Raw genomic sequence first — 24,622 nt, forward strand, 5'->3', positions numbered from 1 at the left:
CGGAGAATGCTCGAAAGGTTTTGCGGAAGACTGGTAGGGAGCATCACAGGTTGCTAGCGTGCGCTTCAAATGAACCACCCTCTGGGGGCTGATATTCCCGTGCTTAAAAGACGTCATCTTCTTGCTGCCTTTTCCTCTGTTGCCGGAGCGGCTGCGATGGGGATCCGCTCTGCTGAAGCTCAGGACTACGGTGCATTTCTCGCCGGTGTCCGATCGCAGGCACTGGCGCAGGGGCTTTCTTCCAGCATCGTCTCTCGTGCTCTGGCTTTGACGCGAGAGCCCAATGCCAAAGTTCTTAAGCTCGATCGGCATCAGCCGGAGTTCACCCTGACATGGGCGCAGTATCGTGATCGCGTGCTGCCGGAGTCGCGTTTTCAGAAGGGCCGGACTGTCTATTCGGGCGTAGAAAGCGTGATGGCACCCGTCAGTGAGCGCTTTGGATGTGACGATCGGGGCGTGATGGGGATCTGGGGTCTCGAGTCGGGTTTTGGTGCGCATACCGGCACTTTCTCTGTCGTGGATGCCCTTGCGACTCTGGCATTCGATGGTCGTCGTTCCACGTTCTTTCGTGGGGAGTTGATGAAGGCCCTCCAGATCCTGAATGATGGCGATATCGCACCGGAAGCCATGATGGGCAGCTATGCCGGTGCCATGGGGCAGGCTCAGTTTATGCCGAGCGCGTATCTGCGGTATGCGGCTGATGGTGATGGAGACGGCAAGCGTAATATCTGGACGTCTCAGCCCGATGTGTTTGCGTCTATCGCGAACTATCTCGGGAAATGCGGTTGGCAGCCTTACGAGCCATGGGGACAGGAAGTCACACTGGCCAGCGCATTGGACAAAAGTGAGATTGGCCGGACCAATACCAAGTCACTGGCAGAGTGGATGTCTCGCGGCGTGCGGCGGGCAGATGGCGCGCGTTTCTCCCGTACGGACGTAAAAGGCGCGATTGTGCAGCCAGATGGTCCGGGAACGCAGGCCTTCATGGTTTACCATAATTTCAACGTGATCCGTCGTTACAATCCATCTGATTATTACGCGCTGGGCGTAGGTCTTCTGGGAACTGGCATTGTTTCTCCGTAATTTTGCGCCACTTCTGGCGTTCTTGCCCCTGGTCGGGGCGTGTCATCAGGATGATGAGCCCGCTATTGCGTCGCATCCCCACTATGAACTGGGGAATGCATGGCACGGCCCGCAGGGTTGGTTTTATCCCAATGAGCAGTTCGACTATCGGGCAACGGGTCTGGCGACACGTGAGGTGCCGTTACATGGGCAACTGGCTTCTGACGGAGAGGTTTGGTCATCGGGTGGAATGACCGGATCACACCAAACCCTTCAACTGCCGTCGATCGTGACGGTCCGAAATCTGTTGAATGGGCGGGTGGTTCGGATCCGGCTGACCCGGCGGGGGCCGGAAAGTGCAGGGCGCGTTGTCGCGTTGTCTCCAAAGGCCGCAGATCTGCTGGGCATGACGTCTGATACGCCTGTTGAGATTGTTGAAGACGAAACCGCGAGCCGTTCCGTTATGGAGGGACTGACGGGTGCGCCGCATCTGGACGTCCAGTCTGCTCCGGTCGGGGAAGTTCGCGCAGAGTCGCTTGATGGTGGCGCTTCGAAAAAAGTCTATGGCAGCGACTCGTCTGTGGGAGGCCAACCGTCTGCAGCGCTCACGCCGTTACCTGTAACGTGGTCTCAGGGGATGACAGGTCCGCAGGGGCTATATGTTCTTCTTGGAAAATTTTCCGGGCATGGAGCCGCCGCGAGTGTGGCTGTGCGCTGTTCCGGCGAGGTTCAGCGTGTGCCAGATGGAGCAGGGCTGGACTGGCGCGTAAGGTCCGGACCCTATACCGATACCGCCCAGGCCGATGCGGCACTGGACCGGACCCATGCGTGCGGGGTAGAGGGCGCGCGGATCATTGTGGAATGACGGCCGTGACAAAGGCCGAACAACTGGGGACGAACGTGCGGACTAGACGCTCTCTTTTCGGTGGTGTTGCGGGCTTTGCAGCCTGTGCTTCTTTTGGCGGGCCGCTGAGTGCGCTGGCACGCCCGCACCATCATGCCGCAGCTCATGCAAAAGCCGCTGCCGCCGCTTCTGATGTTCCGGCTGCTCCGGTTGGGACGCCTGCCAATACGCCGATTGGTCCGTTCGATACCGTTGCGCGCTGGGCATACATTGTGGATTCCAGCACGGGTGCAGTTTTGCTGGATAAATCTGCAGATGAGCGGATGGCACCGTCGTCCCTGACGAAAATGATGACGGCCTATATCGTGTTCGGCATGCTGGCGACCGGGCGTCTGCACCTGGAGCAGGGGCTTCCGGTCAGTGAAAAAGCCTGGCGGACGCAGGGCTCCAAGATGTTCGTGCCGCTGGGCGAGAGCGTACTTGTCTCTGAACTGATCCAAGGCATGGTCATTCAGTCAGGCAATGACGCCTGCGTTGTGCTCGCAGAAGGGATCGCCGGCTCTGAAGAGCGTTTCGTCGCCATGATGAACGAAGAAGCTCCTAAGATCGGGCTGACGAATTCGCACTTCATGAACGTGACCGGTCTGCCTGCTGAAGGGCACTACATGTCCGCGCATGACGTCGCGACCGTGGCCATGCACCTGATCCGTGACTTCCCGCAATATTACCATTTCTTCGGTGAGACGGAATTCACGTTCAACAAGATCCGTCAGGGCAACCGTAACGTTCTGGTCGACAAGGGACTGGCTGATGGCCTGAAGACGGGCCACACCGATGCGGGTGGGTTTGGTCTCTGTGCCAGCTCCAGCCGGAACGGAAATCGCGTGATTGTCGTGATTAACGGGACAGCGTCCAGCAATGAGCGCGCGCATGAAGGTGAACGCCTTATGTCGTGGGCGTTTGCAAACTTCGAAAATGCCACGTTGTTCCGCAAGGGGCAGGTTGTGGATCATGCACCGGTCTGGATGGGTGAACACAAGGCTGTACCGCTTGTCGCGGGTGCTGACATTGTGATGACCATGCCGGTGGGCTGGCAGCAGCGCTCCCATATTGCTGTGGATTATGCGTCACCAGTGCTTGCACCGGTCGTTGAAGGTCAGGCCTGTGGCGCGATCGTAATTTCAGCGCCGGGCATGGGTGATATTCGTGTGCCGCTTCAGGCTGGTGCATCCGTTGCAAAACTCGGACTGGTTGGACGTGCGATGGCGCGCCTTGGTCATGGCCCTGCAAATTAAAAACGGTTTGTTCGTTACGCTGGAAGGTGGCGAGGGCGCGGGGAAATCCACGCAGGCGCGCCTTCTGGCAGACCATATTCGTGGGCTAGGGTACGAAGCCATTCTGACGCGTGAACCGGGCGGAACGCCGGGCGCGGAGGCAATCCGGCATCTTCTGCTGTTCGGAGAAGAAGAGCTGTCCTGGCGGGCAGAGGTGCTGGCACATATGGCAGCCCGTTGTGACCATCTGGATAACCTCATTCTTCCGGCTCTTCAGCGCGGCGCTGTTGTAGTTTGTGATCGCTTTCATGACTCGACGCTGGCTTATCAGGGCTATGGTGTTGGGCGCGGATCAACGGAACGTCTGGACTTCATTACTGGCGCACGACGTCTTGTTGGGCGAGAGCCTGATCTGACCTTGCTGCTTGAACTCCCACGCGAACAGGCGCTGGAGCGGCTGGAAAGTCGCGGAGGTCGGACAGACCGATACGAAGGACAGGCTGAGGCTTTTCATCAGCGTGTCCTTTCTGGTTTCGACGCAATTGCCAAGGCAGAACCGGAGCGCGTGAAGCGTATTAACGCTGGCCGCACTCCTGAAGCTGTCAGCCGATCCCTCCTGAATGCTGTGTCGGAGAAGCTCGGTCATACGGCGTGCGCGTCTGACGCGTGACGGATCCACGGCACACATTCGACCTGCGAGGCCACGAAGCGGCTGAAGAGACGTTTCGTGCTGCCCTTGCATCTGGGCGATTACATCATGCATGGCTGATTTCCGGCCCCGCCGGGATTGGAAAGGCGACGCTCGCGTTCCGGCTGGCGCGGATACTGCTGAATGGAGAAGATCCAGCCTCTGCATCCGCACGGCGTATTACGGCTGGGACGCATGGAGACCTTTTGGAAATCTCTCGTGCTGTGGACGAGAAAAAGGGTCGTTTGCGGGGAGAAATCACGGCTGCAGATGTGCGGCCGGTGCAATCCTTCCTGCACCACACAGCCACGGAAGGTGGCTGGCGTGTCGTGATCGTGGACGGCGCGGAATATCTGAACCGTTTTGCAGCAAATGCGCTCCTGAAAATTCTGGAAGAGCCGCCCCCGAAAGCTATCCTGCTGCTGACAACCGCGTCTCCGGGACGGCTACTTCCGACCATCCGCAGCAGATGTCGCGCGTTTGCCCTTTCGCCTCTGCCTGACGCGGATATGCGCATGCTGGTTCCGGATGTTCCGGAGGATGTTCTTGCGCGGGCTCATGGTTCTCCAGGGCGCGCATTGTTTCTTGCTCAGGATCGGGATGGAGCGATTGCTGCGTTTGTGGCGGAAATACTGGCGGGGAAGACGCTTACGGCTGATATGCTTCCTCTCATTGACCGGATTGCCCGTGAGACGGAAGGTTTCGCATTGCTCTGTGATTTGCTAGGCGAGGGACTGGCAGACCGTGCACGCTCGGCAGCACGACGTGGCGACCTGCCTGTTGCTGATTCTTCTGCCCGTCAGTGTTCGGAACTTGATACACTGAGGCGGCAGACAGACGGTTTTAATCTGGACAAGGCCCAGGCCATCCGTCAGGCAGTGGAACTCGCTGCCGGAACGTGAATGGCTCAGGCATGACAAGACGAGTGGACATGACGCGGCGCTTCACCATTACAACTCCGATTTTCTACGTGAACGGCGCTCCGCATATCGGGCATGCCTATACGTCCATCGCGGCTGACGTTCTGGCCCGTTTCCATCGCCTGAATGGTGAAGATGTCCTGTTCGTCAGCGGCACGGATGAGCACGGCCAGAAGGTCGAGCAGACCGCGACCGCTCAGGGCATGGACACGCAGGCCTATGCCGACAAGATTTCTGCGTCTTTCCGCCAGATGCAGCAAGACATGGCGATCTCCACGGATGAGTTCATCCGTACGACGGATGAGCGCCACAAGGTTGCTGCAAGTGCGCTGTGGGAAAAAGTTGCGGCCAATGGTCACATCTATCTCGGCGCGTATGAAGGCTGGTACTCCACACGCGATGAAGCGTTCATCGGTGAAGATGAGCTGGTCAAGAAGCCGGATGGCACGATGGTTGCTCCATCCGGTGCGCCAGTAGAGCGCGTCAAGGAGCCGTCCTACTTCTTTAAACTGTCCGAGTTTCAGGACCGTCTGCTGAAGCTGTATGAAGACAATCCCGAGTTTATTGGTCCGCATGGACCGCGTCGGGAAATCGAGAGCTTCGTGAAGCAGGGGCTGAGGGATCTTTCCGTCAGTCGCACCAGCTTCAAATGGGGTATTCCGGTTCCGAACGATCCGGATCACGTCATGTATGTCTGGTTCGATGCGCTCGCCAACTATCTGACGGCTGTGGGCTACCCGGATCTGAATGATCCGCGTGCGAAGTTCTGGCCGACAGATTTGCATATTGTTGGCAAGGAAATCGCACGCTTCCATTGCGTGTACTGGCCCGCGTTCCTGATGGCTGCTGGCATTGAACTGCCGAAAAGCGTCTTCGCCCATGGCTGGTGGACAGTCGAAGGCGAGAAGATGAGCAAGTCTCTCGGCAACGTTCTGGACCCGAAGGCGCTGGCTGATGAGTTCGGTCTGGATGCGCTGCGGTTCTTCCTGATGCGAGAAGTGCCGTTTGGTGGTGATTCAAACTTCAGCCGTCGTTCGATGATTACGCGCACAAACGTCGAACTGGCGAACGATCTCGGCAATCTGTGTCAGCGGACGCTGAGCCTCGTGGCGCGCAATCTTGGTGGCGTTGTCCCGGAACGCGGGCCACAGACGGAAGACGATCTGGCCATTCTGGCCACGGCGCAGCTGCTGCCGTCTCTGATGAGCGAGCAGATCGAGCGCAAAGCCATTACGGACGCGCTTGAGGAAGTCTGGAAGATCATCCGTGCGGCCAATTCTTACATTGACCGTCAAGCTCCCTGGGCGCTGAAGAAGACTGATCCGGAGCGGATGGCGCATGTTCTGCGTGTGCTGCTGGACGTGATCCGTGCGATTGCGACGATGCTTCAGCCGTATATGCCCAACACGATGGACAAGATGCTGACCCAGCTTGGCGTGGAAGAGAACGAGCGCACATTCGCCGCTCTTGAAACGCCGCTTCCAGGTGGTCGCACATTGCCGAAGCCAGAAGGGCTGTTCCCGCGCTTCGTCGTCGAGGACGCAGAATGACGGGACTGATCGACAGTCATTGCCATCTTGATCGTCTGGATGATGTGCCTGCCGCGCTGGAGATCGCGCGGCAGTCTGGTCTGGCTGGTATGATTACGATCGGGACGCGCTTTTCACAGGCAGAGACCCAGATTGGTCTGACGCGCTTTGACGCGCCAGACCTTCGCGTCTGGTGTGCCATCGGCACGCATCCGGATCATGTGGGTGAAGAGCGTCTTCCTTCTGTGGAAGAGCTGGTTCAGAAAGCCGAACCATCCTGCGTGGTGGCCATTGGTGAGTCCGGGCTGGATTATTTTCACAGCGGAGATGAGGCGAAACCTGCGCAGCACGCTGCATTTCGCACGCATATTGCTGCGGCTCGTGAGACAGGTTTACCGGTCGTTATTCATACGCGACAGGCAGACGACGATACGATCGCGATTTTGCGCGAAGAAAGCGGGAAGGGTGCGTTTCCTTTTCTGATTCACTGCTTTGCTTCGGGACCCAAGCTTGCTGAGGCTGCGCTCGAACTCGGGGGCTATATCAGCTTCTCCGGGCTTCTGACGTTTCCAAAATGCCAGGAAATTCGGGACGTTGCGCGGATTGTCCCTGAGGATCGGTTGCTGGTTGAAACGGACAGTCCGTTTCTTGCGCCCGTTCCAAAGCGCGGTAAGCCGAATACGCCGGGATATGTGGCCCACACAGCTGCGCGAGTGGCGCAGGAGCGGGGGGTTTCTGCTGAAAAAATCGCGGATATCACCACCGAAAACGTACATCGTCTTTTTGCAAGGACACGCCTGTGAAAGTCACAATCCTTGGATGTGGAGGTTCTGCTGGCGTGCCAATGCTTGGTGGTCAGAACGGCTCACAAACGGGGATCTGGGGGCACTGTAATCCGCAGAACCCCAAGAACAGGCGTACGCGTTCTTCTATTGTGGTTGAAGGTGAGGGCGGGTTTCGGCTTCTGGTTGATTCCGGGCCGGACTTCCGCTCTCAAATGCTGAATTGTGGCCTGAGCCACATTGATGCAGTGCTCTATACGCACCCGCATAGTGACCACATTGCAGGGCTTGATGATCTGCGGGCCATCAACCGTGTAATTGACAAGCCACTTCCGCTTTTGGCTGCGCAAAGCACTTTGGAAGAGCTTCGGCAGCGGTTTGCCTATGCGTTTGCGCCTTGGAAAGGCCCGGATTTTTATCGTCCGGTTTTCAATGAGCAGGTCGTTACGGCTGGCGAAGACGTCGATTTTCCCGGTCTGGAAGGGCGTATTTTCGAGCAGCGTCATGGGCGGATCACGTCTCTAGGGCTGCGCTTTGGAAAATTTGCCTATTCCACGGATGTTGAAACATTGTCCGAAGACGCTCTGACGCTTCTGGATGGTGTGGATACGTGGGTTGTGGATTGCTTCCAGTATGAACCGCATCCAGCTCATGCCTGGCTGGAACGTGTGCTGGAATGGCGCACGAAAATCAGGGCAGGGCGCACAATCCTGACTCATATGGGCACAGATATGGATTACGATATTCTATGCCAGACACTGCCGCCGGATGTGCGTCCAGCTTATGATGGAATGGTTCTGACGTTCTGAAAAAACCGGGCAGGGTGGTCTGCCCGGTTTTTCTGGGCTCAGAAGGTGATCATCGCGCCGGCTGACATGGTGTGATCGCTCTCATGGTTCGGGCCATGAGCATCGGATTCCGTATGGGCATATTCACCCACGAGGAACATCCAGTCTGTCAGTGTGTAATAAAGTGCCCCGACTTCGGACTGATTGCGACGAACCAGCGATGGATTGTCTTCGCCCGTAGCCTGATAAAGATTGCTGACACCGTAGCTTCCAACCAGCTTCAGGCGTGGCAGAATCTTGTAGGAGGCCTGAACGTAATAGCCTTCCGAGTTTCGTTTACGGCCGGACTGGGAAATGCCGTCAAACAGCAGGCCGGTCGTGCCCAAACCATTACCGTAATAGTAATAAGCCACGCCTTCAAACGGTCCGCGGGAGAGCTTGACGCCAACATCGCCTGCAGCGACAGTCGCGCCTTTGCGGCTGTCTGTACCCAGGGTTGAGCTTGTCAGGTTCTGGACGTGCTGGGTCAGGAAGCTGGCCCAGAGACGTGTGGTGAAACCTGCAATTTTTGCGTCGTAGGTAACTTTACCCTGAACCATTGGCGAGCTGTGCTGGGTGCTTGTCGCAGACAATCCACCGCCAGCATAGTTGAACGGATCCAGTGGCGTCATGATGCCGACAGATCCCTGAAGACCATGCCATTTTGGGGAAATATAGGTGATCTGTGGGAGCCAGTCCGTGTAGACGTAACCTACACCGATGCGGCCCAAAGAGGTATTGGCCGGATTGGCATTGCTTCCCGTACTGCCGACACTCAGCAATGTTGCATCATTCAGAATGGCATCAGATGCGAACAGGGCGATGTCACGACCGATCTTGATCGTACCAAGTCTGTCGGTGCCAGCTGTCATGTACACCTGACGGAAATCAACGCCCGCTGTTCCGAGGCCCACGGGGCTGCCACCGGAGTTGGCGTTGAACGCGCCGACATCTGCGTTGTTCAGTCCCGGATACATTCCGAAGACCGCGCCAAGTTTGATGCCGTCCTGAACCGTATTTAGTTTCAGGATGAGGCCACCAGGAAGCAGGCCGTTTCTGACGGATGAGGAATCAAATCCACTGGAGCCGGTGGAGACGCCACCTGCAACGGGCTTGCCGCCACCAGGGCTGTTATACGTGTAGAAGCCGTTAACGAAGCCTGAGAGATTGATCTCGATCTGGCCAGCCTGAACAGTTACGCCTTTGCCTGCGACGTAAGGTTTGACGCGCACAACGCTATCTGGATCGTAGCTCGCGCGCGCCTGGCGGAGCATGGAACGTGTGTCACGTGCATCAGCCGCAGCTTCGCTTGCTGCACGACGTGCGGCCTGAGCGGCGGCGATGGTCGTGACATCGGGGGGCTCAAGGCTGCCATCATACTGAGTTGGATTGTAGCGGCGGTATCGGTTGCGTTTTGCCGGGGGGCTTGAGGTGCCATCCTGATTGGAGGATGCCTCGGATCGGCTGTGTCGCAGATGGTGTGCCAGAAGGCTGTTATATTCTCCGTGTGTCAGGCTGCCTTTGGCCCGAAGGATATCCAGAAGTTCGGTGTAATCATCGGCGTGTGCGGTTGCAGGAAGAACCGTGAGAGACCCAACAGAGAAAACGCAGCTCAGAAAAGCAATCTGGCGCAATGAAAGGCGTGGCATGCAACAACCGCTCCAGCGGAGGATCTGGTTCACGACAATGGGTTCGTGCACCAGAAGAATTGAACTTCGTTTCAGGTTAGCGCGAAAAATGACATTCTTCGCAACAAGTCATCGTGTATCACGGATATGTGAGTTTTCGGCTGTTTTTGATATATAAGTTGGCATAATATATCTTATACGACATTTGTGTGAAGCAAAATGTAAAAGCCTCTTCACGATTGCAAACCGAGCATCTGAGACTGCAATCGGCTTATTCCCGACGATTTCTGTCTAATTTGACGTTTTTTGCATTGAGCTGTGTAGCTTATGGCATTTTGCCATAGTTCCCGGTTTTTATGCTGTTTTGGGACATCATCAGCCGCAAATTGGCGATCAATGGCAAAATGCCATAAATATCGACCGTAAATCACTTATGGCATTTTGCCATTAACGTTATGGCCTCTTTACCGGTGCTCTGATTGGCCTCTACCCATGATCTCTCCTCTCTTCACCCTGCGAGACCGTTTTGACTGAAGTGATTCCAAACGCCCCTGTGGTCGATGCCGTGAAAGTGCCGTCTTCCAAGGATTTGTTTGGGCACCCCAAGGGGCTTTGGGTCCTGGTTCTGACTGAAGGCTGCGTGGCATTTTCGCTTTACGGCATGCAGGCCATTCTCGTGCTCTATCTGGCGGACTACCTGCTTCAACCCGGGCATGTGGAGCATGTGCTGGGTATGAAGGCACTGAAGTCTTTTCTTGGTGTGCTCTATGCACCAGTTGGAATACAGGCCACGGCAGGCGCGATTACCGGTCTGTTTTTGGCACTGATCTATGCCACGCCTCTCCTCGGCGGCATCGTTGCTGACCGGTTTCTTGGCCGTACACGGACGATTTTCCTAGGCGCAATCCTCATGACAGTCGGGCATGTGCTCATGTCCTTTGACTGGAGCTTTGTCATCGCGATCACGACCCTCTTATTGGGACTTGGAGCGGCTGGTGGTCTACGCGCGCAGGTTGGCGCTCTTTATACATTGGATGATCCGAGACGTTCAGAGGCTTACCAGATCTATTCTTTGGGTGTTCAGGCCGCAGTTATTGTGGCTCCTGCCCTGTGCGCCTATCTTGCTCTGAAAGCATGGCACTGGGGCTTTCTGGCCGCCAGTTTGGGAATGCTGATTGGGCTTTTCGTTTATATGTTGGGCAAGCATTGGTTGCCAAACGACAGTATTGCGAGTGCATCCGTCCCTCGCCCGTCCTTGACGTCTGCAGAAAAGAAAACGACTGTTCTGCTCCTGGGGCTTCTTCCTGTTCTGGCATTGAGTGCGCTGCCAAATTCAGAAATTTTTGACGGATATCTGTTGTGGGGACGCGAGCATTACCAGCTGACGCTTCTGGGGCATCCGTTTCCGGTCAGTAGTCTTGTGTCGCTTGATGGTCTGGTCAGTACCGTTTGTACAATCGCTGTTCTTGGGTTTTGGAAGCTATATAGTCGTCGGCGGCCGGATCCAGCTGAGATTACGAAGGTTGCAATCGGCGCTTTTATTGCCTCTCTGGGGCCGCTCGTACTCGTCATAGCGTCTTGGTTCTACCCTGCTCCACATCAGGTGAGCCTGATCTGGGGGATCGCTTTTCACACGATTAACGATATTGGCTTCAGCATGAGTTATGCGATCGGCATGGCGCTGTATTCACGCGCTGCGCCCGCAAGCCTCAATACTATTCTGGTCGCCTGCTTTACCCTGCATCTCTTTCTGGCGAACCTCCTGATCGGGAAGCTTTCAACCCTGATTGGTCATGTCGGGGATGTGCCCTTTTGGCTCATTCATAGTGGGGCCTGTCTTTTGGCCGCATGTGTTCTGATGGGATGTGCCTTCTTCTGGCGGGACCTTTTGGCCCCGCAGAAGAAGGCTATCTAATGTCGGAAGTCTGCGCTCAGGAAGACGCTATTCCCTTGAGCCCCTGAGCGGGAGCAAGCCTGACACCTTCTGCCGTTTTAACCACGTAAGGGTCTAGGAGGCCGTCTGCGCGCTTGTTGCTGCGGGCAATGATGAGGCGCTGGACAATCGGATAGTCGGTGATCAGCTTCTCGAACACCGGCTTCGGGATTGCCAGCAAATGGCTGAACTGAAGCGACCGAACGGTCCCTTGTAGCCGCTCTCCGCGGATGACGGAGGCTGCGCCGATCAGGTCCCCGCTACCGAACAGGATTTCACGCTCAGGAAGATGGACTTCGGCAAGGCCAGCAACCTGTGCGTAGACAATCCTTGCTTTCTGGCCACGCTTGAAAAGAACCTCCCCAGGAGAGACAAACCGCATGGCAACCTTGCGGGAAAGGGTGTGCAGAACGCTGTCGGGGACGCCATTGAAGGCTGGGAAAGCTCGCAGCCGCTGTTCAATACCGCTTTTGAGGTTAAAGCGTAGAGGCGCTTCAAGACGCGCGCTCCGGCGTTCGATATCCCGGTGGAGTTCCCGATGCAGCTCTTCGGAAATGAGATTGTCAGCCTGAAGCGCATCGTATTCTTCGTCTTCCAGGCGCAGTGCGATCTGACGGAGAATACGGCTCTCAAGAGCTTCCGAGTAACCGGAATAATGCAGGCGGAGTGTTTCCAGAGCATCATCCAGAAGCTTGCGCTGACGACCCAGAACCTCGGATACGATTTCCGTAATACGCGGACCGAGGGTTGGCTCCATGCGCTGCCTCACAAAGCGTTGCAGCGACAGTGACACGAGATGTGCGATGATCAGCATCTCGAAGCGTTCCATCATCGCGTACATCAGAGGTTCGTCGAAATGGAAGCGGCTGTGCAGTTCCTGAGCAACCCGGAACCTCACCGGTGGCTGTAGTCGGCGCTTTAGGGCGCGGACATAACCATAGCGTCCTTCAAGACGCGCGCCATCCGCCATGGCTTCAGCCGTCCGCAGGAGCGTTTCCATGACACGTCGCGACAGGCCCTGAATGCGAAACAGGTCCAGCAGAAGGGAGCGTTCCTGATTGGCAATCGTGATGAGCGCGATATTGACGCGAGCGCGGTCGCTCAGGGCAGATTCAAAATTATTGGCCGCCCTCTCCTTTTCAGCGCGCTTCTCGATCCGGCTGATGACACCAATGCGCGTCTGTTCGCTAAAGCCCAGTTCATCAGACATCACGCGTGTCCGTTCTGCGACTTCACCAAGGCCGATCCCAAGGATCTGCTGGCGGATCGCCTGATCGATCGGTGACAGTTGATCAAGCTTCAGGAACAGGACGAGTGAACGCAGGGTCGTCCCGTTAACCAGTAGGGTAATCAGCACGAAGCCTGTCGCGATGATGCCGATGAAATGCGCTACGGGGCTTGAGACGCTCTGGTTTTCGGTCACGGCCAGCGCGAGCGCCAGAGTAATGGCGCCGCGCAGGCCGCCCCAGACCATGGTAGCCTTGAAAGGCGTTGGGACAGGTGGCGAAAGCTTCGTGAACGCCAGGATCGGCAGCATACCGAACACAACGGCACCGCGCGCGACCAAGCCTGCCACGCTCGCGATCAGGATGAGCACACAGTCCCACTTGGTCATGCCAATCAGGAGGCGCGGAACTAGCATGGAGGCAAGAAGAAACACGAGAGAGCCTGCCCAGAAAACGAGCTGCTGCCAAAGCTCGTTCAGGAAGCGCCAGACTTGCGGACGGAAGGTGGACGGCCCGTAAGCTGAGACTGTCAGGCCGGCTGCTGCCGTGGCGACAACGCCGGAGAAGCCGAGCATTTCGTCACAGAGAATATAGACCGTGTATGGCAGAGCGAGGGTCAGGGTGATCTCTGCTGCCGGGGCGCCGCCCAGGCCTGCAATGAGCAGCAGGGTCAAGCGGCCAAGGCAGACGCCGACAACGATGGCGCCACCAAAAGCCGACGCAAAATCAACGACCGCCTCACCGAGATGGATGTGCCGGTGGGAGGTGACGGAGGCCAGCAGGATGGCGAAAATCGCAATCGCGGCGGCATCGTTCAGGAGCGCCTCACCTTCGACAAGACGCGTCAAACGTGACGCAGCGCCGATCTCCCTGAAGATGCCTGCTACGGCTGACGGATCAGTCGTGGCGACAATGGATCCGAGGAGAAGGCAGACCACCAGGCTCTGATTGGCGAAGGGGTAAAGCGCGAGACCAATGGTGGCTGTGGAAACCACGACCGCCACCACCGCCAGCAGAAGCACTGTCGCTGTTTCATGGGCCAGACGACGAACATCAATGCCCATGGCACCCTGGAACACCAGAATGGGCAGGAAGATCAACAGGAAGGCTTCACTGTTGATCGGGAAATAGATCAGGGCTTCGGCGGCGCCATCCAGCAGGTCCGTTGCGGAGGAACGAACAACAAGAGACGCAGCGCCACCCAGAACGATGCCAGCAAGGGCCAGCAGAACCGTTTCGGAAATCTCAAGCCGTTTGGCCAGAGGCTGAATGATGCTGACGAGCGTGAGCAGGAACGCAATCGCGAGAAGAACGGCTGCAAGGCCTGTCACCATCATTGTATTCCGTACTCCCTTGGTTCGAAAACCATCCTAGAGACGGTTGCCGCCCCACGATAGCTCTGTCTTGCAAATTATGTGTCAGCGGCGGCAAGCCACTGTCTGACCTGGCTTTCCGGGTCTTCGGCACGAATGAAATCGCTTACGGCGGCAACGCTGTCTGCCCCTGCCTTCAGGCAGGACGGCAGCCGATCGAGCGTGATGCCACCAATGGCCACCAGAGGGACATCGCCACTGAGCTCACGCCACTCGGTCAGGCGCTCAACACCTTGCGGACCAAACGCCATCTTCTTCAGTTTCGTTTCCCAGATCGGACCGAGTGCAACGTAATCGGGCTTGCAGGCCAAAGCACGCTGCAGTTCTTCATGGCTATGGGTCGAGATGCCGAGGCGAATGCCCGTCTGGCGGATGGCCTCAAGGTCTGCGGTCTCAAGATCTTCCTGCCCCAGATGCAGCCACTCATAGCCCAGTTCGATTGCCAGCTCCCAATAATCGTTCAGCACGAGGGCGACATTATGGCGGGCGGCCAGTTCCTGGGCAGTTTCAGCCTGCGCCCGGATTTCTTCAGACGGCATGTCCTTGAGGCGCAGCTGAATGAAACGCGCGCCCGCTCCGCCGAGGCGTTCGACCCAACGAGGATGATCAACGACAGGATAGATTTTCGAAGGCAGACGGGACATTTACAGCATTTCTCCACCGAGGCTGCGGGCCAGACCGAGGGTCGGGGTCGAGGGCACCGCCATATCGCGTTCTTCCATAGGGTCTGCAGCAAATCCGGCAAGCCCGGCTTCGCACGCCAGGCGAAACGCGGTGGCCATCTGGGCCGGGTTCCCTGCTTTGGCGACGGCCGTGTTGATCAGAACGGCATCGTATCCGAGCTCAAAGGCTGCCGTGGCATGAGAGGGTTTTCCGATGCCGGCATCCACGACCATTGGGATGTCCGAGAAATGGCTGCGCAATGCGCGGAGGCCGAAAAGATTGTTCAGCCCCCTGCCCGAACCAATTGGTGCGCCCCATGGCATTAGCACCTCAGCACCCGCACGGAGCAACCGTTCAGCCACAACCAGATCTTCCGTTGTGTATGGGAAGACTTTGAAGCCATCTTCCGTCAGGATGCGTGTGGCCTCGACCAGCCCAAAGACATCAGGCTGAAGCAGGTCTCCCTGGCCGATCACTTCCAGCTTGATCCAGTCTGTTCCGAAAACATCCCGGGCCATCTGTGCGGTGGTGACAGCTTCCCGAACCCCATGACACCCTGCGGTGTTAGGGAGAATGGGGACGTTCAGGCTCTGGATCAGAGACCAGAACGCCTGTCCTGCCTGAGCGCCCGCAGCTTCGCGACGCAAAGACACGGTTACAACACCAGCCTGAGCGGCCTTTACCGCGTCTGCGAGAATGGCGGGACTGTCATATTGGGCTGTGCCCAGCATCAGCCTTGAAGAGAGTTCAGTGCCGTAGAATTGCATGTCAGCCTCCCTGCATGGGGGCAAGAATTTCGAGCACAGCCCCCTCTTCCACTGTTTGTGCACTCCGCTGGGTGGCTGGAATGAAAAAACCGTTCAGGGCCGTCGCCACGCGCGCCTTGCCGTAACCCAGTTCATCAAGGACCGCGCCAAGTGTTCGCGCATGAACTTCATGGAGTTCGTCATTCACGGTGATCTGCATGATGTCTCTCCCATCCAGGGGTATAAGAGGAAGAAAGGGTCTCAGGCCCGATCCGTTCCGAAAATGATGTCACAGACTTCTTGTGCACGTGCGGGCGATAGCAGGAAACCGTGACGATACATGCCGTTGAGGGAAATGCTCTTCCTATTCTGCCTCACCCTCGGGACATTGTCAGGATAGGCTGGTCTGAGGCCAGCATTGGCCTCCAGAAGTTCTGCTTCTGCGAAAGCAGGGTGCAGCGTATAGGCCGCATTGAGCAGTTCGGTCACGGCGCGCACTGTAATGCCGCGCGTATCATCACTCTCGACCATAGTTGCCCCGACCATGAAGACGCTGTCTGCCCTCGGGACAATATAGACCGGAATGCGGGGATGCAGCATGCGAACAGGCCGGTGAAGGCTGATCTCCGGACAGCGTAGCAGAACCATCTCCCCGCGCATGCCTCTGAGGTCATTTTGCGTGGTCCGGGCCGCTACGCCCGTACAGTCAACAACCCAATCAAACCTATCATCGTCAAACCCTAGGACTGTCAGGACCTGGCCGCCTTGTTGTTTGAGGCGGTGAGCAAGAGCCAGCAAGGCCTTGCGAGGATCGACATGCCCTTCCTCTGCAAAGAAGAGCGCCTTATCGAAACGGCCTGCCAGATCTGGTTCCAGCGTATCAATCTGGGAGGCGTTGAGGGTTTCGAAGTGACTGGTGCGGCGTCCAAAGCGGTTTAACTCTGGCGTATCGCGAGGCGGAGCGACAACAAGGCTGCCTGCCTGAACTACGTCCGGAACGTGGGATTTCCACCAATGGAGCGATGTCAGGCTGTCCTGCGTGACTTCATCTGGTGCTGATTCTGCCTCACACCAGGGGGCCAGCATTCCGCCCGCAAACCATGAGGCGCCAGCGCCAACCCGGCCGCCGGTGTCATGAACCGTGACCTGTGCGCCGTGTTCTGCCAAAGCCACAGCGGTGACCATTCCGGCTACGCCGGCGCCTCGAACCAGAATGCGAGGTCCAGTCATCCATGTCCTCCTCGTAAAAGCGGGACGTGTTTAACATGGCTTGTCTGTTTGGTCAGGAGGCACGCACGGGGAGATGATCGGCTGCGTACACAAAGATCGTATAGCGCCCTTCCGTCAGACGTTTGGCCGGAGTGCCGAATGTTCGCAGCACCTCGGCTTCCCCGAAGGTTTCTTCCGGGTGTGGGATCAGGACGAAAAAGGCTTTTCCATCAAAGCTATGCCAATCCATTTTCTTGCGGATGTGCACAAACGGCGCAACCGTACCGTCTCCCTGCTTCATGCCGGGGTAAATGTGCATTTTTCCGAGAGAGGCCACTTCCAGGTTGCCGGAACTCCACCAGGAACCAACACCATCCGGTGGGACGTCGTGCTCAAGTCGGCTGAGAAGCTGGTTATCATCGGAACTTAGAAGACCAGTCGAATGCGCTGGAAGGGTCCGATAGTCCGTAATGAGCGTGACGACTAAAATCATGGCTGCCAGACTCAGGGCTAAGCCTTTTTTCGGCCAGACGAGCGCTGTGAGGCAGGCCAGATCAATCCAAAGTGGGAAAAGATAACGCGCGACAGCGATGGGACTGCCATCAAGAGCGATGCGGTTGCTAAGAGCGAGCGCCATGAAATTCAGGGCGGCGGACAGAAGCAGCATCATCGGGAATGCGGCAATCTGGTCCCTGCTCTGCCATCCTGACCGGGCAATCTTGAAAGCCGCAGCGAGAGCGAGGCCGACAAGAAGAAGCCGGAGGCATTCCGATATTGAGGATGCTACTGCCTGCCCAGAGGGTTCTGCTCCGTAGAGAAGAAGAATGGAACGAACGGATGTTCCGAAGTTGCTGCCCAGTTGTTCCCATGGTGCAAAGCGGGTTTCCAATGGCTCCGTAACAAAGCCGCCGGTTACGGCATTGATGTGCAGAATGGCTTTGGCCAACACGGTGCCTGCCATGGATGCGAAGACCAAAAGCCCACGTTGGCGAAGAGTAAAGTGCTGAGCCAGAAAAGCGTAGGCGATGATCGCCCCCGTGCCTGTCACTGCGAGTAACGGGTCTCCAATCACCCCGAGGCACAGTAGCACTGCGACGGCCGCCAGTGACCGGTAGGAGCCCGATGAGAGAAACCGGTCAGCCCAGTGAAGTGCCCAAAGACCGTAAATCAGCGCGCCCATATGGATCGCAGACAGCGTGATGAAATACGCCATCGGAGAGCGCATCAGGGGAAAGGCAAGCACTGGCAAAAGGAGGGTCGCTGCGCCGAGGCGTTCCTCAATGCCTCGCAAGCGCAGAAAAACCACCGAGAAAGCTGACGCGACAACGCCGACCCATAGGATTGCGGGTTGCACCATCAGAAGAAATGGGCTGCCTGCCGGTCTGCCTAACAGCTGCCATAGGCCACTCAGGACGGCGCTGAGAGGGATATCGGACGTCCAGAAATCCGGTGGGGTCAGAACCCAGTCATGTAGGCGCCAGTTTCCATGCAGTACATCCAGCCCGGCAAGGAAATAGGACGCCTGATCCGATGTCTTGGGCCACAGCGAACAGACGTAAACCGCTAGAACGAGATAAAGCGTTAGCCCTATGACCGAGGTGATAAAATAGCAGTTTCTAAAAGAAAAATTTCCTAGAAATATTTTTGGTTTCATTGAGTTGAGAAGGCTTTCTCATTTTTTATCTGAAGGTGAGATACGAGTATTTCGACTGGATGAGCAGGCCGCCGTCCGGCAAGACGCTTTGTCTGGCAACGACAGGAGAAGCCCGTTGCCAGAATATTGCCTTCTGCCTTGCTGGCCCAGTTCTGGGCAAAAATGCTGGCGGATAGATCGGCGTGTTCCTTCTCATGGCCGAACAGGCCAGCCATCCCGCAGCAACCAGCTTTGCCCGCATCTGCCTGAACGCCCAGATGTCGCAGAATGGCCGTCCAGTCCTCAGCACTTCCCGGACGCACAGCCTGCTCTGTGCAATGTGAGATGATGGTCAATGCTGCCGTGTCAGGTTTTACCGCATTTGAAGGTATGATGCCCTTGGTGATCTGGTGTTTCAGGAAGGCTTCCAGTGAAAGCACGGGTGGGATGGCTTCGGACCCTGCGACATCCCGATATTCCTGTTCGAACATCAATCCTGTGGCGGCATCCAAAGAAATGACGGGTACGCCGTGCTGAGCGATATTCTTGAGCTGCTTCAGGGTCTTGCGAGCAGTGGCTGAGAAGCCTTTACGAAATCCCCGTACATGCCTGGCCTTGCCATTATCCCACACGGACGTGACGCGCGGGTCCATCCCAAGAGATTTGAGAAGCGTGTATGCGCTTTCGATGACACCGCCATCAAAGCTTCCCGTAAATGAGTCCCGGATCAAAACAACCGACCGGTCATTGTTTCCTGCCTGTTCAAGCCATTCTGTGCTGACCCGCGCGGTTTTTGCCAGTTTCGCGGGGCTGATCTTTGGAAGATCGACAAGCCCCAACTGCTTGAGAAACACAGTCGAGATCGGGTTCTGCATCAGAATATTGGCGAGCGTCGGCATCTGGCGACCGACTTTCAGGAGAGGCTCGAGCCAATACACGAGATAGTCCCTCACTGGACGGTGATGCTTGAGGAAATAGATGTCCAGAAACTTCGACCGCATGGATGGAATGTCCACCCGGATCGGACATTGCGTGGCACAGGCCTTACAGGACAGGCATGTGTCCAGACTGGCTTTGAGCTCGGCGGTTAGCTCGGGAAGCGCACTTTTGTCCGCGGCGGTATCTGGGAGCGAATTCAGTCGCGCCCAGCTTCGCAGCAAGGTTGCTCGGCCTTTTGGTGACTGAAGCCTGTCCTTGGTGGCCTTGTAGGACGGGCACATGGCCATGTCAGGTTCGCGATTATAGCAGGCCCCATTTCCATTGCAGCTCACAGAGAGGCTGAAGTCATCTCGCAGATCTGAGGAAATCTGCTCGTCAAACTGACCTTTGAACGGGATGCCGTCTATCTGGTCTACTGGATATTTGACGCCGACGGGCGCAAGCTTTCCGCGATTAAAAATATCTTTGGGATCAAAGACTTCTTTAATGCGGCAGAGCTCTGCGAAGAGTGTCTCCCCAAAGAATAGAGGCGAAAATTCTCCGCGGTAACCTCTCCCATGTTCCCCCCACAACAACCCACCATGGCGTTTGGTCAGGTTGGCCGCGGCGTCGGAGATCGGGCGGATCAGGGCTCGATCATGTTCGGACAGCATATCCAGAAAAGGACGGACATGCAGACAGCCAACATCGGCATGCCCAAACATGCCGTAAGACAATCCGTAACCGTCGAGAATGGCCCGGAACTCAGACACATAGTCAGCTAGGGCTTCGGGTGGAACGGCTGTGTCTTCGACAAAAGCCACGCCCTGTTTGCGGCCATCCGGACGGCCGAGAAGCCCCACGGATTTTTCACGCAGGGTCCAAAGCTGATTAATGATTGCCTGATCAGATACAGGTTTATAATCAATGACTTCGTAAGGGGAGCTTTCAAGAAGGGTGACGGCTTCCTGCATCTGTTGATGGAGATGGTCTGCGTTATCTCCCACGAACTCAACAAAACTCATCCCCCGCACGGGTTGCTCTGAACGGGCACCAAGAACACTTTCCAGGGATTGCCAGACAATATCCTGCGACGCTTTCTCCAGCACACGGTCATCCAGCACTTCTACTGCCGAAGGATTGGCTGGAAGAATGGTCTGGACGTCTCGGAGGGTGCTGTCGAAACTGGCGTAGCGCACGACGAGAAGCTGCCGATATTTCGGAAGCTTCCGAACACGCAGCACAACACGCTTCGTTAGGGCCAGTGTTCCCTCTGAACCCGCCAGCAGGCGAGCCAGACTGAACTGGCCGTTCTCAAGAAGAACGTTTTCGAGGTTATACCCCGTCAACCCCCGGTTCATGTCTGGGAAGACCCGACGGATTTCGTCCGCCTGCTCTGTCACCACGCGGTACACTTCGCGATAGACCCGCGCAGAGAGATCGCTACCGGTCTTCTTGTGCTCAAGAGCGTCGCTGGTCAGTTTTTCAATATGGAGATCACTGCCATCCGATAGCACCACATCCATGGTCTCAATGTAGTCGGATGTGCGGCCGTAAATGCGAGAGCCCTTGCCTGAAGCATCGGTCGCAATCATTCCGCCGATCGTGGCACGGGTCGCAGTTGAAACTGTAGGCGGGAAAAAATAACCATGGGGCTTGAGAAAGGCATTCAGTCTGGCCAGAACAACGCCGGGTTCGACGGTTACGTGCCCAGTGTCAGGGTCGAAATCCAGAATGCGATCCAGATATCGGGCCACATCAACGACAATCCCTGCGGTCAGGGATTGACCGTTGGTTCCTGTGCCGCCTCCACGCATGGCGAGTGTGAGAGAGCCGTCTTCTGCCGCACGCACGGCACGGTTCAGGTCTTCGGTTGTTCGGGGATAGATGACGGCCAGTGGAAGGCGTTGGTAAATGCTGTTGTCTGTCGCCCCGACTAATCGGGCAGAGACCTGGGGCGTGACATCACCCTCAAAGCCTTCGGCAGCCAGTCTGGCGAGGAAAATATCGCGGATGTGCAATTCAGATGCGGCAAGATAGAGGCCTGAGCGTCCGGCCACACCTGTCAGATCTGCATCGCCACCCATGTTCGTTTCTCCCCGGTCGTATAGCGTGTTGGAAGACTATCCTCGACGAAATGAAGCGTCTTGGAAAGTCCTCCTCACGGAAAGAAAATGTCCTTATTCCACCGTGACAGATTTCGCCAGATTGCGAGGCTGGTCTACGTCCGTACCCTTCAGAAGTGCGACTTCATACGCCAGGATCTGAACTGGGATAGCATAGAGAATGGGGGCAACGAACGCATCGACGTCCGGCAGGATGACAACATGCTCCGCAACGCCTTCCAGACGCTTGGCGCCGACGGCATCTGTAAAGGCCAGAATACGACCACCTCGAGCCTTGGCTTCTTGAAGATTCGAAAGTGTTTTATCGAACAGGATGGTTGATGGAGCGATCGCGACGACCGGAACGGTTCTATCGATCAGGCTGATCGGACCATGCTTCAGTTCACCAGCCGCATAAGCTTCTGCATGGATATAACTGATTTCTTTAAGTTTTAGAGCGCCTTCGAACGCGATCGGTGTGCAGATACCACGACCCAGATACAGAACATCGCGAGCTTCCGCGACAATGCGCGCCATTTCCTGAATGGCCTCAACGCGTGTGAACACTTCGGCGGCCCGAGACGGCAAATCAAGCAGGCTTGCTGTCAGGGTCTCTTCCCGTGCCTTGTCGATCGTTCCGCGAGCTCGTGCAAAATCAATAGAAAGAGCTGCAAGAACAGAGAGTTGTGCCGTAAAGGCCTTGGTTGAGGCTACAGAAATTTCCGGACCAGCAACCATGCCCAAGACGAGATCGCTTTCGCGGCCCATCGTCGAATGCTCGACATTTAGAACCGACACAATGCTCTGTCCTGCCTTCTTAAGGCTGCGCAGGACACCAAGCGTATCTGCCGTCTCGCCAGACTGGGAAATCAGCAGTGCCACGCCCTTGTCTGGTTGCGGCGCATCGCGATAGCGCATTTCAGACGCTACATCGATCTCCACCGGAACGCGCGCTAGCGATTCAAGCCAGTAGCGCCCGACCATGCCCGCATAGAAAGCAGACCCACAGGCTGTAATTGTGACGCGGGGCACCTGTGCCGGATCGAAAGGCATTTCCGGCAGGGCAATTGTCTTGGACGCTGGATCCGTAATGCGCTGAAGCGTCTGGCCAATGGCGACCGGATGCTCGTGCAGTTCTTTCTCCATGTAATGGCGATAGCCATCCTTGCCGACCTGCCCTGCCATGAACGCAATGTTCTGGATTGGACGGCTGACTTCCTGACCTTCCCCGTTTAAGATGATGACATTGCCGGGCGTCAGTTCGCACCAGTCTCCATCGTCCAGATAGGTGATGCGGCTTGCCAGAGGTGCCAGGGCGAGGCTGTCGGAGCCAAGAAACATCTCGCCGTCGCCGTAACCTACAGCGAGAGGCGCACCGTGGCGTGCGCCGATGAGCAGACCATCATGACCCTGAAAGATGATGGCAATGGCATAAGCGCCTTCAAGACGCTTGATGGCCGCAAAAGCGGCCTCACGCGGTGTTTTGCCCTGATCAAGGTAGAAATCGACGAGATGGGCGACTGTTTCTGAATCTGTGTCGGACAGGAAAATCCGGCCTTCACTTTCAAGCTCGGCCTTCAATGTCGCAAAGTTTTCGATGATGCCGTTATGCACGATGGCAACCCGGCCTGCCGCATGGGGATGGGCATTGGCTTCTGTCGGTGCGCCATGTGTGGCCCAACGCGTATGGCCGATGCCTGTGGTGCCGGTTAGCGGATCAGCCTTCAGAACAGTTTCAAGATTATCAAGCTTGCCAGCGGCGCGGCGGCGGTCAATTGTGCCGTCGGCTGTAAGCGTGGCGATGCCTGCGGAATCATATCCGCGGTATTCAAGCCTGCGGAGAGCCTCGAAGACGATCGGGGTGGCTGGACGATGGCCTACAACGCCACAAATTCCACACATCAGCCCTGCTCCTTTTTGGCTTTAAGGGTCTGTTTGATTTCAAGCCCGCGGTCTGGCTTGATTGTCTGGCGAGCGCGTCCGAAAGCGAGTGCTCCGGCCGGGACGTTTTCTGTGATGGTGCTTCCCGCAGCAATCAACGCGTCATCGCCAATTGTGACGGGGGCCACCAGAATGGCATCAGAGCCGATAAAATTGCGGGCGCCGATTGTCGTGCGATGCTTGAAGTATCCATCGTAATTGCAGGTGACGGTCCCTGCTCCAACATTAGTTTGTGCACCGACGGAGGCGTCACCCAGGTAGGTCAGGTGATTGGCTTTTGCGCCAGGGCCGAGATCGACATTCTTCAGTTCAACGAAATTACCGACATGGGTATCAGCAGCGCAGATTGTTCCGGGTCTTAGTCGTGCAAAGGGGCCGATCGTGGCGCCCTCGCCCACGGTGCAGCCTTCAAGGTGAGAGAATGCACGGATCAGGGCACCGCTGCGAACCGTGACGCCTGGTCCAAAAAAGACATTTGGTTCAACGACGACATCCGGCTCCAGACAGGTGTCGGTGCTGAAGAATGTGGTTTCTGGAGAGACAAGTGTGACGCCGCCTTCCATCGCAGAAATGCGCAGGCGCTGCTGAAGCGTGGCTTCTGCCTGGGCAAGCTCCACACGTGAATTGACGCCGGCCAACTCAGTCTCGGGTGCTTCCACGCACTGGACCCGCCCTTCCGAAGCGGCCATTGCAACAACATCGGTCAGATAATACTCACCCTGCGCATTGTCGTTGCCAATAGCGGCCAGCCACCGCCGGAAATCTGCGGCACCTGCGCACATGACGCCTGCATTGCAGAGTGTGATTTCGCGTTCCTGCTCGTTTGCGTCTTTGTATTCTACAATTCGGCTTACGCGGCCCTGCTCTTCAACAATGCGTCCATAACGACCTGGATTGGTTGGGCGCATCCCAAGAAGTGCGAGGCTCGCCCCGCCCTGGCGGGCTTCCGTCAGACGACGCATTGTATTGGCTGTGATCAGCGGGTTGTCTGCGTAGAGAACTGCTATGTCGCCGTCTCCAAACAGGTCTTTTGCAGTGTTGGTCGCATGTGCGGTGCCCAGACGTTCGGTCTGAACGACTGTTCGGTATGGCTGAACGGCTTTTTCCAGTTCAGGCATATCGGGTCCGACGACTACAACGATGTCGTGAAAGATTTCTCGGGCCGTATCGATGAGATGTGTGATCATCGGGCGGTTTCCAAGGCGATGCAAAGCCTTGGGAAGACGTGATTTCATCCGCGTGCCGAGGCCCGCTGCAAGGATGATGGCTGTGGTGTGGCGTGCGGTATTGGTCATGTTCCGTTCCGGGTATCCAAACCACG

The 24,622-nt window shown here is 56.8% G+C and carries 19 protein-coding genes; 9 read left to right on the forward strand and 10 right to left on the reverse strand.

All coding sequences use genetic code 11. The annotated features are described in order from the left end of the window. Positions 1-99 precede the first annotated feature (99 nt). The 8 genes from JN414_RS07720 to JN414_RS07755 are packed head-to-tail and all read left to right on the forward strand — an operon-like array spanning position 100 to position 7,908. Positions 100-1,083 carry a lytic transglycosylase domain-containing protein gene (locus JN414_RS07720; protein WP_202207603.1) on the forward strand — a complete coding sequence of 328 codons (984 nt, stop codon included), beginning with the start codon at positions 100-102 and terminating at the stop codon, positions 1,081-1,083. Next, positions 1,070-1,927, forward strand: a complete 858-nt coding sequence (locus JN414_RS07725) for a septal ring lytic transglycosylase RlpA family protein (RefSeq protein WP_202207391.1) — start codon at positions 1,070-1,072, stop codon at positions 1,925-1,927. Before JN414_RS07720 ends, JN414_RS07725 begins: the two co-directional genes overlap by 14 nt. Beyond that, a complete protein-coding gene (locus JN414_RS07730; protein ID WP_202207392.1) occupies positions 1,924-3,201 on the forward strand; it encodes a D-alanyl-D-alanine carboxypeptidase family protein in 1,278 nt (425 codons plus the stop codon). The genes JN414_RS07725 and JN414_RS07730 overlap by 4 nt, the downstream gene beginning before the upstream one ends. Continuing rightward, entirely contained in the window at positions 3,185-3,850 is a 666-nt protein-coding gene (gene tmk, locus JN414_RS07735; protein WP_202207393.1) for a dTMP kinase, read from the forward strand. The genes JN414_RS07730 and tmk overlap by 17 nt, the downstream gene beginning before the upstream one ends. Next, a complete protein-coding gene (locus JN414_RS07740; RefSeq protein WP_202207394.1) occupies positions 3,847-4,770 on the forward strand; it encodes a DNA polymerase III subunit delta' in 924 nt (307 codons plus the stop codon). The genes tmk and JN414_RS07740 overlap by 4 nt, the downstream gene beginning before the upstream one ends. A 29-nt stretch (positions 4,771-4,799) precedes the next feature. Continuing rightward, on the forward strand, positions 4,800-6,338 hold the full coding sequence (gene metG / locus JN414_RS07745; RefSeq protein ID WP_202207395.1) for a methionine--tRNA ligase: 1,539 nt from the start codon (positions 4,800-4,802) through the stop codon (positions 6,336-6,338). Beyond that, the gene (locus JN414_RS07750; protein ID WP_202207396.1) at positions 6,335-7,120 is read left to right on the forward strand and encodes a TatD family hydrolase; all 786 of its coding nucleotides are present in this window, start codon (positions 6,335-6,337) and stop codon (positions 7,118-7,120) included. The genes metG and JN414_RS07750 overlap by 4 nt, the downstream gene beginning before the upstream one ends. Next, entirely contained in the window at positions 7,117-7,908 is a 792-nt protein-coding gene (locus JN414_RS07755; protein ID WP_046901492.1) for an MBL fold metallo-hydrolase, read from the forward strand. The genes JN414_RS07750 and JN414_RS07755 overlap by 4 nt, the downstream gene beginning before the upstream one ends. Before the next feature lie 38 nt (positions 7,909-7,946). Here the strand turns inward: JN414_RS07755 and JN414_RS07760 are convergent, their stop codons facing one another. Further along, positions 7,947-9,575: a porin gene (locus JN414_RS07760; protein ID WP_202207397.1), complete on the reverse strand. Its 1,629-nt coding sequence runs from the start codon at positions 9,573-9,575 to the stop codon at positions 7,947-7,949. Positions 9,576-10,089: 514 nt separating this feature from the next. Between JN414_RS07760 and JN414_RS07765 the strand changes: the two genes are divergently transcribed. Then, positions 10,090-11,469 carry a peptide MFS transporter gene (locus JN414_RS07765; RefSeq protein WP_202207604.1) on the forward strand — a complete coding sequence of 460 codons (1,380 nt, stop codon included), beginning with the start codon at positions 10,090-10,092 and terminating at the stop codon, positions 11,467-11,469. Between the two features lie 16 nt (positions 11,470-11,485). On the opposite strand, the gene JN414_RS07770 is transcribed toward JN414_RS07765, so the two are convergent. The 9 genes from JN414_RS07770 to glmU all read right to left on the reverse strand — a co-directional run bounded on the left by JN414_RS07770 (position 11,486) and on the right by glmU (position 24,596). Further along, a complete protein-coding gene (locus JN414_RS07770) occupies positions 11,486-14,050 on the reverse strand; it encodes a cation:proton antiporter (protein ID WP_202207398.1) in 2,565 nt (854 codons plus the stop codon). 74 nt (positions 14,051-14,124) lie between these two features. Continuing rightward, the gene (locus JN414_RS07775) at positions 14,125-14,730 is read right to left on the reverse strand and encodes a thiamine phosphate synthase (RefSeq protein WP_046901495.1); all 606 of its coding nucleotides are present in this window, start codon (positions 14,728-14,730) and stop codon (positions 14,125-14,127) included. Beyond that, positions 14,731-15,516 (reverse strand): thiazole synthase, encoded by a 786-nt coding sequence (locus tag JN414_RS07780; RefSeq protein ID WP_202207399.1) that lies wholly within the window; start codon positions 15,514-15,516, stop codon positions 14,731-14,733. Position 15,517: 1 nt separating this feature from the next. Then, the gene (thiS, locus tag JN414_RS07785) at positions 15,518-15,715 is read right to left on the reverse strand and encodes a sulfur carrier protein ThiS (RefSeq protein WP_046901497.1); all 198 of its coding nucleotides are present in this window, start codon (positions 15,713-15,715) and stop codon (positions 15,518-15,520) included. 41 nt (positions 15,716-15,756) lie between these two features. Next, positions 15,757-16,725 (reverse strand): glycine oxidase ThiO, encoded by a 969-nt coding sequence (gene thiO, locus JN414_RS07790; protein ID WP_202207400.1) that lies wholly within the window; start codon positions 16,723-16,725, stop codon positions 15,757-15,759. A gap of 52 nt (positions 16,726-16,777) precedes the next feature. Then, complete coding sequence (locus JN414_RS07795) at positions 16,778-18,358, reverse strand: hypothetical protein (RefSeq protein ID WP_202207401.1); 1,581 nt, start codon at positions 18,356-18,358, stop codon at positions 16,778-16,780. After that, the gene (locus JN414_RS07800; protein ID WP_202207402.1) at positions 18,355-21,342 is read right to left on the reverse strand and encodes an FAD-binding and (Fe-S)-binding domain-containing protein; all 2,988 of its coding nucleotides are present in this window, start codon (positions 21,340-21,342) and stop codon (positions 18,355-18,357) included. The genes JN414_RS07795 and JN414_RS07800 overlap by 4 nt, the downstream gene beginning before the upstream one ends. Before the next feature lie 93 nt (positions 21,343-21,435). Beyond that, positions 21,436-23,262 (reverse strand): glutamine--fructose-6-phosphate transaminase (isomerizing), encoded by a 1,827-nt coding sequence (glmS, locus tag JN414_RS07805; RefSeq protein ID WP_202207403.1) that lies wholly within the window; start codon positions 23,260-23,262, stop codon positions 21,436-21,438. Further along, complete coding sequence (gene glmU, locus JN414_RS07810) at positions 23,262-24,596, reverse strand: bifunctional UDP-N-acetylglucosamine diphosphorylase/glucosamine-1-phosphate N-acetyltransferase GlmU (protein ID WP_202207404.1); 1,335 nt, start codon at positions 24,594-24,596, stop codon at positions 23,262-23,264. The genes glmS and glmU overlap by 1 nt, the downstream gene beginning before the upstream one ends. Between the last annotated feature and the right edge of the window lie 26 nt (positions 24,597-24,622).

It is taken from the genome of Gluconobacter sp. Gdi, assembly GCF_014132155.1.
Classification (GTDB): Bacteria; Pseudomonadota; Alphaproteobacteria; order Acetobacterales; family Acetobacteraceae; genus Gluconobacter.